This window comes from Akkermansia sp. AE01SA01, from assembly GCF_036417395.1.
In the GTDB taxonomy this organism is placed as follows: Bacteria; Verrucomicrobiota; Verrucomicrobiia; order Verrucomicrobiales; family Akkermansiaceae; genus Akkermansia.
Window position 1 is genome coordinate 2,804,193 of the sequence record NZ_CP143890.1, and the last position, 12,996, is coordinate 2,817,188.

At 50.5% G+C, this 12,996-nt stretch carries 15 protein-coding genes; 4 read left to right on the forward strand and 11 right to left on the reverse strand.

Annotation, left to right across the window (positions count from 1 at the left end; translation table 11 throughout):
- The 3 genes from V3C19_RS11380 to V3C19_RS11390 form a co-directional block, all read right to left on the reverse strand.
- Positions 1 to 924 (reverse strand): relaxase/mobilization nuclease domain-containing protein, encoded by a 924-nt coding sequence (locus V3C19_RS11380; protein ID WP_234098843.1) that lies wholly within the window; start codon positions 922 to 924, stop codon positions 1 to 3.
- Positions 921 to 1,310 carry a plasmid mobilization relaxosome protein MobC gene (gene mobC, locus V3C19_RS11385; protein ID WP_302389453.1) on the reverse strand — a complete coding sequence of 130 codons (390 nt, stop codon included), beginning with the start codon at positions 1,308 to 1,310 and terminating at the stop codon, positions 921 to 923. The genes V3C19_RS11380 and mobC overlap by 4 nt, the downstream gene beginning before the upstream one ends.
- Before the next feature lie 208 nt (positions 1,311 to 1,518).
- Positions 1,519 to 2,064: a DUF3408 domain-containing protein gene (locus V3C19_RS11390; protein ID WP_302389455.1), complete on the reverse strand. Its 546-nt coding sequence runs from the start codon at positions 2,062 to 2,064 to the stop codon at positions 1,519 to 1,521.
- 415 nt (positions 2,065 to 2,479) lie between these two features.
- Here V3C19_RS11390 and V3C19_RS11395 point away from each other — a divergent pair, with 415 nt between their 5' ends.
- Both V3C19_RS11395 and V3C19_RS11400 read left to right on the forward strand, forming a co-directional pair.
- Positions 2,480 to 2,791 (forward strand): helix-turn-helix domain-containing protein, encoded by a 312-nt coding sequence (locus V3C19_RS11395; protein ID WP_302389456.1) that lies wholly within the window; start codon positions 2,480 to 2,482, stop codon positions 2,789 to 2,791.
- Positions 2,792 to 2,844: 53 nt separating this feature from the next.
- Positions 2,845 to 3,150, forward strand: a complete 306-nt coding sequence (locus V3C19_RS11400) for a helix-turn-helix domain-containing protein (RefSeq protein WP_302389457.1) — start codon at positions 2,845 to 2,847, stop codon at positions 3,148 to 3,150.
- A gap of 355 nt (positions 3,151 to 3,505) precedes the next feature.
- Here the strand turns inward: V3C19_RS11400 and V3C19_RS12875 are convergent, their stop codons facing one another.
- The 5 genes from V3C19_RS12875 to V3C19_RS11420 all read right to left on the reverse strand — a co-directional run bounded on the left by V3C19_RS12875 (position 3,506) and on the right by V3C19_RS11420 (position 7,759).
- On the reverse strand, positions 3,506 to 3,880 hold the full coding sequence (locus V3C19_RS12875; RefSeq protein WP_032588735.1) for a hypothetical protein: 375 nt from the start codon (positions 3,878 to 3,880) through the stop codon (positions 3,506 to 3,508).
- 21 nt (positions 3,881 to 3,901) lie between these two features.
- Complete coding sequence (locus V3C19_RS11405) at positions 3,902 to 5,122, reverse strand: site-specific integrase (RefSeq protein WP_302389458.1); 1,221 nt, start codon at positions 5,120 to 5,122, stop codon at positions 3,902 to 3,904.
- Positions 5,123 to 5,135: 13 nt separating this feature from the next.
- Positions 5,136 to 6,365 carry a site-specific integrase gene (locus V3C19_RS11410; protein WP_302389459.1) on the reverse strand — a complete coding sequence of 410 codons (1,230 nt, stop codon included), beginning with the start codon at positions 6,363 to 6,365 and terminating at the stop codon, positions 5,136 to 5,138.
- Positions 6,366 to 6,670: 305 nt separating this feature from the next.
- Entirely contained in the window at positions 6,671 to 7,450 is a 780-nt protein-coding gene (locus V3C19_RS11415; RefSeq protein WP_130083306.1) for a protein phosphatase 2C domain-containing protein, read from the reverse strand.
- A gap of 12 nt (positions 7,451 to 7,462) precedes the next feature.
- Positions 7,463 to 7,759, reverse strand: a complete 297-nt coding sequence (locus V3C19_RS11420) for a hypothetical protein (protein WP_295934279.1) — start codon at positions 7,757 to 7,759, stop codon at positions 7,463 to 7,465.
- 33 nt (positions 7,760 to 7,792) lie between these two features.
- Between V3C19_RS11420 and V3C19_RS11425 the strand changes: the two genes are divergently transcribed.
- Positions 7,793 to 8,197: a hypothetical protein gene (locus V3C19_RS11425; protein ID WP_130083308.1), complete on the forward strand. Its 405-nt coding sequence runs from the start codon at positions 7,793 to 7,795 to the stop codon at positions 8,195 to 8,197.
- Positions 8,198 to 8,369: 172 nt separating this feature from the next.
- On the opposite strand, the gene V3C19_RS11430 is transcribed toward V3C19_RS11425, so the two are convergent.
- Positions 8,370 to 9,119, reverse strand: coding sequence for a class I SAM-dependent methyltransferase (locus V3C19_RS11430; protein ID WP_295934277.1), 750 nt, complete (start codon positions 9,117 to 9,119; stop codon positions 8,370 to 8,372).
- A 323-nt stretch (positions 9,120 to 9,442) separates the two neighbouring features.
- Between V3C19_RS11430 and V3C19_RS11435 the strand changes: the two genes are divergently transcribed.
- On the forward strand, positions 9,443 to 11,377 hold the full coding sequence (locus V3C19_RS11435; RefSeq protein WP_130083310.1) for an NAD(+) synthase: 1,935 nt from the start codon (positions 9,443 to 9,445) through the stop codon (positions 11,375 to 11,377).
- Between the two features lie 65 nt (positions 11,378 to 11,442).
- On the opposite strand, the gene V3C19_RS11440 is transcribed toward V3C19_RS11435, so the two are convergent.
- Both V3C19_RS11440 and V3C19_RS11445 read right to left on the reverse strand, forming a co-directional pair.
- Complete coding sequence (locus V3C19_RS11440) at positions 11,443 to 11,778, reverse strand: multidrug efflux SMR transporter (protein ID WP_102712491.1); 336 nt, start codon at positions 11,776 to 11,778, stop codon at positions 11,443 to 11,445.
- 893 nt (positions 11,779 to 12,671) lie between these two features.
- Positions 12,672 to 12,974, reverse strand: a complete 303-nt coding sequence (locus V3C19_RS11445) for a hypothetical protein (protein WP_130083311.1) — start codon at positions 12,972 to 12,974, stop codon at positions 12,672 to 12,674.
- Positions 12,975 to 12,996 lie beyond the last annotated feature (22 nt).

Below are 12,996 nucleotides of genomic sequence, written 5' to 3' on the forward strand. Positions count from 1 at the left end.
TTACCAATTGATTTTACGTTGTTTCTTCTTTTTCTTATTTCTCAGATATGGGTCGTATGGCTGTTGTTCCTCCGGCATATTGCTTGGAGAGAACAAGCCTAATGAGCCATTGATTAATTCGCCACCGACACTTGAAGTCGGGTTTATTTCTTCCCGATTAGTCTGCGGTTGAGGTTGCATCTGCCGTTCATTGTAATTGTTACGGCTCAATGCCGCATCAATCTTGGAGTAACTGAATTGCCTGTCCACCTTGGAACCATTGAAACGGTAGCCGTTCATCGTAAAGACGATGCCTTGGATTTCATCCGTCTGTCCCTTGTATTTGAACTGCATATCTACACCTTGCCGTTCCAATCTTTCAAGCAGGGTATTCCAATCCTTGCATCTGCCAACCTCTGTCTTCAATATTTGGTATAGCTCGTACCTCGTCTTGTCAGGCTCACGCAATCGGTCTATCTTCACCTGTTCCTTACCATTGGCAAAATGAAGCCCGTACTTCTTGGTCAGTTCCTTACAGATGCGCTCGCTACGGAAGCGGTCGTTCCTGTCGGATATGGTCTTGCCATCATTGTCGATGCGATTGAACGCGATATGCACATGTGGATGCTCCTTGTCAAAGTGCCGCCCAATGATGTACTGCGTGTCCTTGATGCCCATCCGTTCCATATATTCCCGGGCAATCTGCGCCATGACCGTATTGTTCAGCCGTGGCGCGTCCTCCTTTGAAAAGCTCAATGCGATATGCCCGACAGCCTTTGCCACTCTCGGATTCATCTGTGCTTGCCCAATAAATCCTTGCACTATCGTGTCGTTATTTTCCAAAAATAAGCCGTCTGAATCTATGATTTGAGTACCTTTTTCATCGTTCAGGATGTAATAAACCACAGCCTTAAAGTCTGAGCCTTTCATGATTTTTGCTATCATAGGCGTATCCGGTTTATAAGGTTGTCAATCTCTATCATCAGTGTGCGGCAGGGTAAGAACACGGAAGTGTATCCCTCCGCATTTGCCTTCCGTACCAGTTGGTTTAAGTTGTTCGCCATGCCGCAGAGTTTGCGGATAAGGTCGCCATGCTCTTTCGAGAGCCGTTCCTTTACGCCGCCCTCTGTGACACAACCACGAATGAACTCGCTGGCAGAAACGCCAGCCGACTTCGCTTTGGATTTCAACAGGTAGTAGTCTTCTGTTGCCATCTTCACCGTGATACGGTATTTCAGTTTCTCGGTGGTTCCCTTGACGGGGCGACCGCCTTTGTTGGCTCGTTCCCGTCCGTTGTTCATTCCATTGTTTTTTCTTTTTTTACTGTCCATATTTATCTATTCTTTAGTTTAATCACTGATTGTAATAATTGTACATAAGATAGACCTACGGGATGTGCCTTCCCTGCGAGGTTTGGAGCGGGGCAAGTGGTTTCGGTCTGCCCGAAACATAAACTTGCCCCTCCAAACTTAGTTACAAGTGATTTAGAGCATCTCTGAAAGATACCCTAAAGACACCCGGTTGGTCTTGTCTTAATTCCTACAATTTACGCCATTGGCCAATATCGTTTCCGTAAGTAGAGAGATGCTGACGGGCGAGGTTCTCTATAAGCCCAGATACACTCATGCCACGTCCTCCGAGGCGGCGTACAATCTCGTCCAGCCTGTCACGTACCTCCCCACTGACGAACACGGGCTTGCGGTCGGCTATCTTGGGCACTCGCAAATAGGTGGCGCGGTATTCGTCCAATGACAGCCTGCGCTGTTTGCTGCTGATACGTCTGACGATTGTCCGTCCTACGGGAATGTTGCCCGTATCTGTGGCGGTTTCCTGTGCCTCGTCATCTGATTCCGCCCCCGTTACCTGCTCGTGTATACGAGTATCCGGCATAGCCGCTTGTACTGCGGTTGTGCCCGGTTCATCCAACACTGGAAAGAGACTGCCCGCTTCCGCAATAGGTTCTTCTTCTGCGGCTACGGAAGAACTGTCTTCCTGTTTGTGTTCGGGCATGGAAGGCATATAGTCTTCCAGCTTGAAGTTCTTGAACGCTTCATCGTTTTCGATGTTTCTGAATTTCTTGCTCATTTTTGTTTCTTGTTAAAGTGAATACTTGTTGGTCTGTATGCGCATAGTTGACCGTTTGTCGGGAGCAAAGTAAGGGGCTTTATTGCAGTCAGTCAAGGACTTGGATTCTGTTAGGAAATTTTGTATGGTTTTGCTTTAAGGCGATATAAACAATGGTGCAGACTTCTCCGATTTGCCGGATATGAATCATAAGGAGGACAAAGATGATTTTAAGGGCAAATTTGAATTAAGCCCTTATTTATCTTTTGGCATTCTTGCTAAAATCACCAATTAAGATGATAACGAAAAGTAGTATCCCGGACAACCTCTGCCATATCGGTGCCACATGCTGCCACTTTTGGAAAAACCATTGTCGGATAACGGATTATATATTCCTTTGCAGCAAAAGAAACAATAACAGCAAAGAATAATGTATATGGAAATTGTATCAATCGAAAGAAAGACCTTTGAGGAGATGGTCGCCAAGTTCGACCGCTTCGTCCACCGTATGGAAGCCATCTGCCAGCGGCACGGCGAAAAGAAAATGAGTGAGTGGATGGACAATCAGGACGTGTGCCGGATGTTGAACATCAGTCCCCGCACGTTGCAGACCCTGCGGGACAACGGCACGCTTGCCTACTCGCAGATAAACCACAAGACATACTACCGTCCCGAAGATGTACAGCGTATCGTTTCCGTTGTGGAGGATAGGCGGAAGGAAGCACGTTTCAAAGATCGGACAATATAAACCTGATGCAATGAACATAGTAGAATAACAATACCCACTAAATCCAAAGTAACATGAACGAACTGATTAACAAAGACAACGAATGGATAATCCACTTCATGGGCAGTCTTGACCGACTGATGGACAATTATGAGCGTCTGACCGCCAACTATCGCCCGACATTGGACGGAGAGCGTTTCTTTACCGACAAGGAAGTGTCGGCACGGCTGAAGGTGAGCAGAAGAACACTTCAGGACTATCGCAACGAAGGACGGATAGCCTATATCCAGTTAGGCGGTAAAATCCTTTACCGTGAATCCGACATTGAACGGATGTTGAATGACGGCTACCGCTCCGCTTTTCGGCAGAAGGCAATCTGATTGACTATCTGATTTTCTTAAAGGAGCGCAGTTTGCCGTCTGCCCTATAATTTGCGGTAGCAATGGACTTACAGCAAAAAGAAAAAGGGACAGTTTACAGGTGAAGCATCCACATTCCGCTTCACTTGTAAACCGTCCCCGATTTTTCTTCTGATTTCCCGTCAGTCGCTTGTTTCCGTTGCCGGATGCCTTACGAGCGTATGGTCGGCAGAGGCAAGGTTTTCGGGCTGAATACGCTCCGCAGGAGGAAGATTCTGCCCGAAACGGCTTTGCCGCCTGACCTTGCCACTGCCATCAGTGCCATGCGCTACCTTTGCATCCGAGCATCGGGAACAGGTGACTGATGGGATGAACCTCAACTATACCATAGGTTGCTTCCTCTGCCACAAGATACAAACAATGTTATTGAGTTCTCTTTCTTGGTGGCGTAGATTTCATTTATCACAAACCGTCTGAACAAGATACTTTCTCTACTGCATATCCTGAATGCAATGGCTATAACCATTTCAAGATTATAAACATCATAACTGATACCATCTGGTTGCTTGATATATTTTATCGTATCACATTCGTTTAACTCCTTATTCCTATATATAGCATGAATCGCTTTACGAATGTCACAAGAGAATACTCCAAACAGGTCGGCGATTTCGAATTGTGTCATCCATACGGGTGCGGTCGGAATAGTGACCATACCCGCTTCACTGATTGTGATTATACCTCTATCCATAATATATTGCATTGACATTGTTTAGTTACTTTTGTTTGTCTTTTCGCCGGTAGATTGTTTCTTCCGGCGTTCCATCAGTTTGTCCATATCCTTTGAGATTTTGTCATCGGTTATACGTGCATATCCCTGTGTCGTCCGAATATTGGAGTGCCCCATCATCTTGGCGATACTCTCTATCGGTATATCCGCTGAAATAAGGAAAGTTCCGAAACTATGTCGGCTTTGGTGGTAGGACAAGTTATCCTCTTTGCCTATGATTACACCTAACTCATGAATTTCAAACCACAAGGCGTCACGGTTAGGAAGCGGAAATACGGGCTGTTCGTCATTGACCGTGTTGTACAGCGACAATATCTGTTCCGCTATGGGATGCAGGGGTATGAACGCTTCCACCTTTGTCTTCTTGCGGTTGATACGGATATACCGTCTGCCCTCCGCATTCATCCCGATGTGGTGGGGATGCAACAACTGTATATCCACATACGCCAATCCTGTCAGGCAGGAGAATATGAAAGCCCGTCTCGCCAACTCCAGCCTGTTGTCATACATCGGGGTGGAAAGTATCTTCTTGAACTCATCGCGGCTGATGTATCTGTGCTTTGCCTCCGGTTTGGTTTCATATTCCAACTCCTCGCAGGGATTCACTCGGATTATCTCCTTATCGACTGCCAGATACAACAGGCGGTTCAACCATCGCAGACAATGGTTGGTCTGAGATGCCCCGAAGTTCTTGCATCTTTTCAGATATGCCTTATAAGATTTGCCGAAGTCCTCTGTAACTTCTTCAAAACAGATGTCCTTTTTACCCGATGACACAATATAGTCTGTCAGGTACTTCTGGTAATACATTGAACTTCGATAGGAGGAGGTTGAATCTATTTCCTCGGAGTGTTTCTTTAACCGCTCCCGTTCCCATTCTCCCATTTGCAGGAGGGTAGTCGGATGAATGTTGTTTTGGGTGATGTGGCTCTTCAACATCTCTGCACTGACTACACCTTGCGATTTCAGTATTTCTTCGTATGCTTCTGAAATGATCCGGAGATATTCCTGCAAGCGGTTGTTTTCCCTTGTGGACTTTATCTCGTTCTTCTTGCCATTCCAATCTTCGGGACGGCAATAGATACTTGTGCTTATGACAGTCTGTTTCCCGTCAATGGTTATGCGGCAGAGAACGGCGGTCGTACCGTCAGCCTTTACCTTGCTGCGGTTGATATAGGGTAACAGTGAAAATGTACTTCGCATATCGTTTGCCGTATTAAAGGGTAAGTTTGAAATCCTCGGTAGCTTTGATGAACCTGTCCATGTCCTCAAAGAGTTTTTTCGGACTGACACGGGCGTACACCTGAGTGGTGGAAATATCGGAATGCCCCAACATCCTACTGATGGTCTCAATCGGCACACCAGCTTCGAGCGTAATCAGCGAGGCGAAACTATGCCTCGCCTGATGGTAGCACAGGTCATCCTTGATGCCTGCCAGTGCCGCCAACGCTTTCATGTGCCTTCTAAGATTGGGCCAGCGAAGTAAAGGAAACAAGGTTTCTCTGTCCTCACTGCTATACTTATTGATAAGCGCAATTGCTTCGGGCAATAGTTTTACACTGGCACGGAGTTCGTTTTTCTTTCTGCGGTATTTCAACCATAATGCCCCGTCCCCGTCTGTCTGCAAATTAGCATGGGTAATCGAAACGACATCCGCATAAGATACACCTGTGTAACATCCGAAGAGAAACATATCCCTTGCCAGCATATGGGATTTGCGGTATGCAGGTATTTCCACGTCACGGATTTTCTCGAACGATTCACGGCTCAATGCCCGTGGAGTCGTTTCCGTTTTCCTCGGCAGGGTGAAATGTTGGAAGTGGATTTTATCGGCATGTCCCTCTTTATAAGCTATACGGCAAATCTTCTTAAGTATGGCAAGATAATGTCTGGCAGTATCGATTGCCTGTCCTTTATCTTCCGTGACAAATGTCTGATAGTCGTGGATGAACTGTTCCGTCAGTTGCCCGAAAGCCAAATCCTTGACCTTGTACTGATGCTTGATGAACTCTCCGAGAGCCAGCCGCATATAGTGATAGCCGGGATAAGTACTTTTGGCACGGTCAATACCGATACGTGCCTTGATGTCATCACAGACAACATCGGTCATTTTCATAAGGGTCATCTGCGTTTCCATGCTGCCTTGAAAAAGGTCTTTCACATCGGTGGCATCGAAATCAATTTTGCGTTCCACAAGATTGTCGAATGCCATGTTTAACGCCAGTAGCAACTTGTCAATCTTGGCATTAGTCTCCACCGCCTCGCGGCTCTTTCCGTTCAGACGGCTTTCACGGGGATTCCACAATTCGGGAGTGCAGGACAACTTGCATCCGAACTGTGCCATCGTGCGGTTCACTGTAATTCTTCCCATTATCGGGGCTTTGCCCGACTTGCCCAGTCCGCTCTTTTTGAGGTAGAGCAGCACCTTGAATTTTTCTACTTTCATACGCTTATATTTTTAGGTGCAAAGTTACTTGCCATATAAGCGTTCCTTGATAAGCAAAATGTAGAGTACGAGTGCAAAGAAAACGGTGAGGATTTCTTTTCATTGCATTCCGTTACCTGTTCCCGTTCCAGTAACTGCCCGGCTAACGGTCTGGTAACTGAACAACCTCTATATTACGTTGTCATTTGCATTTTCTCAATTTGGAAAAATACTGAAACAATGCTCATTTCAAACGGTTTACGTTTAATCTTCTTCTGTCTGCTTTTCCTTGCGTAGCCTATCACTTTCCATTCCTTCCGGAAAAATCACGCTTCCGCTATTTCCGCGCAGATCAGCGTGGCGTTATCCTGATTGGACGCTCCGTCCCGGTTGATTCCGGCCAATACGGAACACACCAATTCTTCCGCGGACAGCATGGACAAATACCGTATTCCCGCCGGGCCCAGGGAATCCAGATAGGGGCCCACCCCATCACTGGCGACCAGAAGACGGTCACCGGGAAACAGAGGGAAGAATTCCTCCCGGAGATCCACCAAAGGCACCTCCTTCCCCATCAGAGCGGAGGTCAGGGAATGACGGGAAGGGTGGCTCAAGGCCTCCTCCCGGCTAATGGAACCTTCATCCGCCATGCGTTCCAGCTCTGTGGAATACTGGTGAAGATCATTAAGCAGAAACATCTTCTCCTCCCGAATAAGCAGCAGAAGGGAATCACCCACGCTGACCCAGCGCAGCCCTTCCGGCCCTATCCAGGCCGCTACCAGCGTCGTGCCCATCTCGTCATCCTTCCCTCTCTTCCTCCGGACGACGCGCACCTGTTCATTGGCGGCGGCCACCGCGGCCTTCATCCTCTTGCCGGGAGAACGGTTTTCCCGCTCAAACGCCTGGGAAAAACCTTCTATGGCCGCGCGGCTGGCCAGTTCCCCGCCGGTATATCCCCCCATGCCGTCCGCCAGGACCAGCACCAGGGCATCCTCCCCGGCCAGGATGGAAAAGGAATCCTGCTGATTGCTGCGGGCGCCCAGAATCTGGTCCCCATGCAATCCGGAAACCAGGAAAGGTTCTTGAGAAAAAGGCTGCTGCGTCATGGCGGTGAGTTATCATACCACGGCAAGCCCACCGGGATAAAGCAATAATAATGTGAGAGAAGAAGCCATGCCTGCAGATCCGGGACGATTTTCCAGAGGAGCAAAAGCAGCTATCACTGCGCGGCCGGAGAAATCCGGACGGAACGTCCCGGAGGAAAACATGCAGAACCGGAATGGCGCGCGGAAAGACAATCGTTGAATGCCGCACCAGGCAGAGCGTTCAGTACCCTCGGGAACATTCCTCCAGGAGCCGTTTTCTCCACAAAAAGAAGCAGGAAGTTCTTTTATACTGGCGGCAGGAGAAATCATCCTCTACCGTTCTCAACGACCCTTTTTCATTCCATGAGCCTTTCTTCATCCCGCCCTTCCATCATATGGGAACTTTCCGGAGATCCCTGCGCAACACAGGAAGAAGCCCTTTCCGGCATCAAAGACGATACGGAGGCCTTCATCATCTGCAACCGCGGAAACGAGTTCCTCCAGGCCGCCTGCAACGATCCGGAGAGCTATCATTGCGAGATATCATTCGTCAACGGAAAGAACAGGGAACTTTACATAGCGCCCAAAGATCTGGACTACTCCCAGCTCCAAGACCTTTTCTCCCGCTATGCCGCAGGGGAAGACCTTTCCCGTCTTAAAAGGGAGTGGACTCTTGACGTGGACAAAACCGGCCATATTACCGCCATCATTATTATTTTAGCATTCATCGCCATCCTGGCTGCCGTCATCGTTCAATCCATGAATTGAACGAAAGCTTTCTCTTTCCATTGTCGGATATTTCCGGGATATTCTGACAGAAGGGTTCTTAGATTGCGGACTTCTGCCGGAAAAACATTGCGCCGGCCGGGAGCCAAGGAAACAACCGTCAGGGAAACGCAGGGACGTCCTTTTCCCGATGCAGCGCGTGGACGGCGCATACTCAGCAGTTCCCTAAATACACAACGGTTTCATTCGGAACCGTCACACGGCCTTCCATCTCAAACCGGTCAAACAGCCCGTCAAGGGCAGCCAGCCAGGAGGAACGCCCTTCGCCGTTCTCCATCAGGGCATAGGAGGCGGACATCATGCGGCGGAGGTACTGGTCGCGCGTATAGGACAAATTATTCGGAAAGCGGAATACCCGGAAGCGGTGGCCGAAAAACGCTCCGATACTGTCCGTCAATTCCGCCAAGCCCCCGCTGAACCCGTAAAAACGGGGGCAGTAAAGACGATGGATGCTTCCTTCCTCCCGGACAATAGGGCTGTCTTCCACCCTGGAATTCCAAATCAGGGCTATCCTGCCTTCCCCGGTCAGAATACGGCGGCATTCCCGCTTGAACGCGAAGGCGTCAAACCAGTGGAATGCCTGCGCCGACGTCACCAGGTCCACCGAAGCACCGGAAAGTCGGGTATGTTCCGCCGTTCCCGCCACGGAATGAAAACGAGAAAAGCCGTTCAGCGTCTTTTCCGCCTCCTTCCGCATGTCATCGTTGGGCTCCACCCCATACACGGTCCAGCCGCGCTCCAGCATGGCGCGGGAAAGAATGCCCGTTCCAGAACCTATATCCGCCATGCGGGGATTTTCCCGGCGGGTTTCCTGGGTCAGAAGCTTAACAACGGCGGAGGGATAACCGGGCCTTCCCTGGGCATAGGCTCCGGCTTTTCCGGTGAATCGGTCAGTATTTTTCATCAGCCTTTGCGGTATGGTTTACTCTTTTTCTCCTGTTGTTCCAGTCTCAATGCTGTTCCCGGGTCATGAAAAGCCGCCACGCTGCCGGATTCCGGAAAAAAGATGAAGCCCGCTTCCGATGCCCGGCGTTCGGGCGGCATACGGGAGAGTTTCCCTTCCCATCTCATCCTTCCGGCAAAACGGAGGGAGGCAGTCCCCACTGATGGCTTTACAAGTCTTTCATGAGCTTTTAGTATCCGGATCAGACCCGCCCCTCCCGAATTGCGTCCTGATTACGGGAAAACGAACATCTGCGGGTTCCATTTTTCCAGACTGCGCCGCCCATGTTCGGATATTACAGACTTGCCTCCGCCGTTCCCCAGCTCCGCGTGGCTGATGTGGACTACAACGTCGACCAGCTCATGGCCGGATTCCGGAAAGCTGCGCAACAGCAGGCGGCGGCCGTCGTCTTTCCGGAGCTGTGCATTACGGGCTACTCCTGCGGAGACCTCTTCTTCCAGCCGCGCCTGAGAGAGGCGGCCCTGGACGGCCTGCGCCGCTTTGCGGAAGCCACGGAAGGTTCCGGCACAATTGCCGTAGTGGGCCTGCCCTTCCTGCATGAAGACGCCCTGTACAACACGGCGGCGGTGGTCCAGTCCGGCTGCGTCCTGGCGCTGGTTCCCAAAACGGTGCTCCCCAACTACCGGGAATTCTACGAAAAGCGGCAGTTCACCTCCGGCAGGGAGCTGGGAACGGGAACGAAGGAAGTTCAAGTCAACGGGGCATGCATCCCGTTCGGAACGGAAATCGTCTTCCATGATGTTTCCTCCCCTTTCAGCTTCGGCGTGGAAATATGTGAAGACCTGTGGAGCGTCATTCCTCCCAGCTCCCAATTGGCTCTTCTGGGGGCCAGGGCCATCTTCAACCCGTCCGCCGGAACGGAACTCACCGGCAAGGCCGCCTACCGTCGCGAACTGGTCAAACAGCAAAGCGGCAGATGCCTCTGCGCCTATGTCCTGGCCTCCGCCGGAGTGCATGAATCCACCACGGACGTGGTGTTTGGAGGGCATTCCCTCATTGCGGACAACGGCAGGCTGGCGACGGAAGGCGAACGGTTCGGCAGAGAAAGCTCCCTGATCCTTGCAGACGTGGACTTTGAACGGCTGGCGGCGGCGCGCCTCTCCGAAAGCTCCTTCAATGACAGCAAATCTCTCTCCCCTGCCGGAAACGCCCTTCATCTGACCGTGCCTGCGGAAATTCCCGCCGCCCCCGGCCTGGAATACGCCTTCAACCCGGCGCGGCCCTTCCTGCCCTCCCCGGCCCACCGCCGGGAACGGTGCGAAGAAATCATCGCCATCCAGACGGCGGGACTTGCCAAGAGGATGGAACACACCCATGCCCAAAGACTGGTGATAGGCATCTCCGGCGGCCTGGACTCCACGCTGGCCCTGCTCATCTGCGCCCGCGCCTGCCGGGCATTGAAGCGTCCTGCCTCCGACATTCTGGCCGTGACGATGCCGGGCTTCGGCACCACGGACAGAACCCACGGTAATGCCGTAAACATGTGCCGCCTTCTGGGCGCGGAACTCCGGGAAATTCCCATTTCCGAATGCTGTCTCCAGCACTTCGGCGACATCGGGCACGACCCCGCCGAACGCACCACCACCTATGAGAATGTCCAGGCCCGCGAACGCACGCAAATCCTGATGGACCTGGCCAACAAAAACGGGGGGCTGGTCGTTGGAACTGGGGACCTGTCGGAAATAGCCTTGGGATGGAGCACCTACAATGGGGACCACATGTCCATGTACGCGGTCAATTGCTCCATTCCGAAGACGCTGATACGGTGCCTCATTGAACACATCGCAGGAGAATCATCCCCGGAACTGGCGGCTACCCTCCTGGACATCAACAACACCCCCGTCAGCCCGGAACTTCTGCCTCCGTCAGACGACGGTTCCATTGAACAGAGGACGGAAGATGTGCTGGGCCCTTACGACCTGCACGATTTCTTCCTCTTCCACTTCATCAAATACGGCGCGGAGCCGGACAAAATCCTGTATCTGGCGGAACACGCCTTCCGCGGAGAATTCCAGCCGGAATTCATCCGCCGCGGCCTGGGCATCTTCATCCGCCGCTTCTTCCGGCAGCAATTCAAGCGCAGCTGCATGCCGGACGGTCCCAAGGTAGGGACAATTGCCCTTTCCCCGCGCGGAGACTGGCGCATGCCTTCCGACGCCTGCGGAACAGTGTGGGAAAAACACCTTTCCCACCGTTGACCTCTCCGGAGAGCTGCTGCACACTAACCTTCCCCCGACCCGGCACAAATTGCCACGAAGACAGATTAATGTCCGGGGGCCAGCTTCAACCCGATGATGCCGATCAGCAGGAAGGTAGCCGCCAGCATGCGCCAGACATTGGAGGAATCCCCGAACCACAGGATGCCCACCATGAACGTGCCCAGAGCGCCGATGCCCGTCCATACGGCATAAGCCGTACCTATGGGAATGTTCCGTTGCGCCAGCCACAGCAGGAAGCCGCTCAGAGCCATGCTGAACACGGAGAACGCAATGCAGGCGGCAAACCTGCCGGAACCCGTGCCGGGCGCCTGTGAAAGCTTGAAGCCCAAAGGCCATCCGATCTCACAGAGACCGGCCAACACCAGATAAATCCAGGACATATATTGAAACGGGGAATCATCTTCCGTTCGCCGGCCTTCCCGAATGGGAAAAGCTCCAAGGGCAACGGATGCCTTGGAGAGTACCTGCAGCCGCCCCGGAATCAAGCCGGCAATGCATGCGTACCCTGTCATCGGGAAAAAGCAACTATGCGGAGTGGAATGTAGTGATAAAAGAATCCTTTCACATTCTAACAAATATAGTGCAGGCTTTTTGAACCTGCACTATATTTATATAATTCTTAAAATTAAAGGCTTATATAATTTTCAATCCACGCATAACAATTCATGCGAACAACACATTTATACTCCAACAAGCGCCCAAGTCAACAAGCGCCCAAGTCAACAAGCGCCCAAGTTAATTTACCTTCTTATAAAAGCCTTTAAGAAATTCCTTGAACTCTCCGAAGAATCCGAGTAGTGTCTGCTCATCGTTCAACTCATACCAAAAAAAGCTAGAAAGAACCCCTCCTTTCTAGCTTTTAAGATTACTACTTCCGAACTTCAGGGAGACTTAGGAAGCATAATGTCGCAAACATATGCTATACCTTTCTATATATATCAACTCTGAAGATAGGAAGTTGTTCTCCCAAAGAGCGCATCAACCCATAGAGTATAGCCATCATATTATGAAAGGAAATCAACGTAGAAAACGTCCTATATATATAGCATTTCAAATTAATATGAATATATCCAGTAAAGTAATTAGATATATTTTTATAATATTATTATTATTATTTCGCGTGATTTTAACAGATTCATTCTCATTCGTTTGGCCCCATCACCATATTTACTAAATTCATTCTGTAAGTGTGAGAAATAGATCTATTTCTCACAATTACATTATATTAATAATAAATATATTACGCAAACGAGATAGAGAAATCGACAAAAACTCAAAAAATATTTTTGATCGTTTCCAGCGTCTTCTTCGGTTTTTCCGCTGCCTGCTTCCGGGCTACCCGGTCCACGAGGTCATCCACCAGACGCAGGGTAGGCCCCGTGTACGTATCCCGATACCATTTCAGAAGAAATCTCTGCTGTCCGTCACGGCTTTTTATGCTGAACCCTAATTTAAGCTGTGCGGGAGAAAGGGCCGGCCAGGTATAGGGCCGTGTGGCCGCATATCCGATCGCCAGCGCGGCATGAAGATCCAATTCATGTTCCCGGTCCATCACTACCAGATGGTGCAAAAACATATGTTTTTGCACCAAGTTCTCA

Bases quoted from the DNA above. Each gene is read 5' to 3' on its own strand.
- V3C19_RS11405 (WP_302389458.1), bottom strand. From the start codon at position 5,122: ATGCGAAGTACATTTTCACTGTTACCCTATATCAACCGCAGCAAGGTA.
- V3C19_RS11420 (WP_295934279.1), bottom strand. From the start codon at position 7,759: ATGATTTCTCCTGCCGCCAGTATAAAAGAACTTCCTGCTTCTTTTTGT.
- V3C19_RS11390 (WP_302389455.1), bottom strand. From the start codon at position 2,064: ATGAGCAAGAAATTCAGAAACATCGAAAACGATGAAGCGTTCAAGAAC.
- V3C19_RS11430 (WP_295934277.1), bottom strand. From the start codon at position 9,119: ATGAAAAATACTGACCGATTCACCGGAAAAGCCGGAGCCTATGCCCAG.
- V3C19_RS12875 (WP_032588735.1), bottom strand. From the start codon at position 3,880: ATGGATAGAGGTATAATCACAATCAGTGAAGCGGGTATGGTCACTATT.
- V3C19_RS11445 (WP_130083311.1), bottom strand. From the start codon at position 12,974: ATGTTTTTGCACCATCTGGTAGTGATGGACCGGGAACATGAATTGGAT.
- V3C19_RS11425 (WP_130083308.1), top strand. From the start codon at position 7,793: ATGAGCCTTTCTTCATCCCGCCCTTCCATCATATGGGAACTTTCCGGA.
- V3C19_RS11380 (WP_234098843.1), bottom strand. From the start codon at position 924: ATGATAGCAAAAATCATGAAAGGCTCAGACTTTAAGGCTGTGGTTTAT.
- V3C19_RS11410 (WP_302389459.1), bottom strand. From the start codon at position 6,365: ATGAAAGTAGAAAAATTCAAGGTGCTGCTCTACCTCAAAAAGAGCGGA.
- V3C19_RS11440 (WP_102712491.1), bottom strand. From the start codon at position 11,778: ATGTCCTGGATTTATCTGGTGTTGGCCGGTCTCTGTGAGATCGGATGG.
- V3C19_RS11400 (WP_302389457.1), top strand. From the start codon at position 2,845: ATGAACGAACTGATTAACAAAGACAACGAATGGATAATCCACTTCATG.
- V3C19_RS11435 (WP_130083310.1), top strand. From the start codon at position 9,443: ATGTTCGGATATTACAGACTTGCCTCCGCCGTTCCCCAGCTCCGCGTG.
- mobC (WP_302389453.1), bottom strand. From the start codon at position 1,310: ATGGACAGTAAAAAAAGAAAAAACAATGGAATGAACAACGGACGGGAA.
- V3C19_RS11415 (WP_130083306.1), bottom strand. From the start codon at position 7,450: ATGACGCAGCAGCCTTTTTCTCAAGAACCTTTCCTGGTTTCCGGATTG.
- V3C19_RS11395 (WP_302389456.1), top strand. From the start codon at position 2,480: ATGGAAATTGTATCAATCGAAAGAAAGACCTTTGAGGAGATGGTCGCC.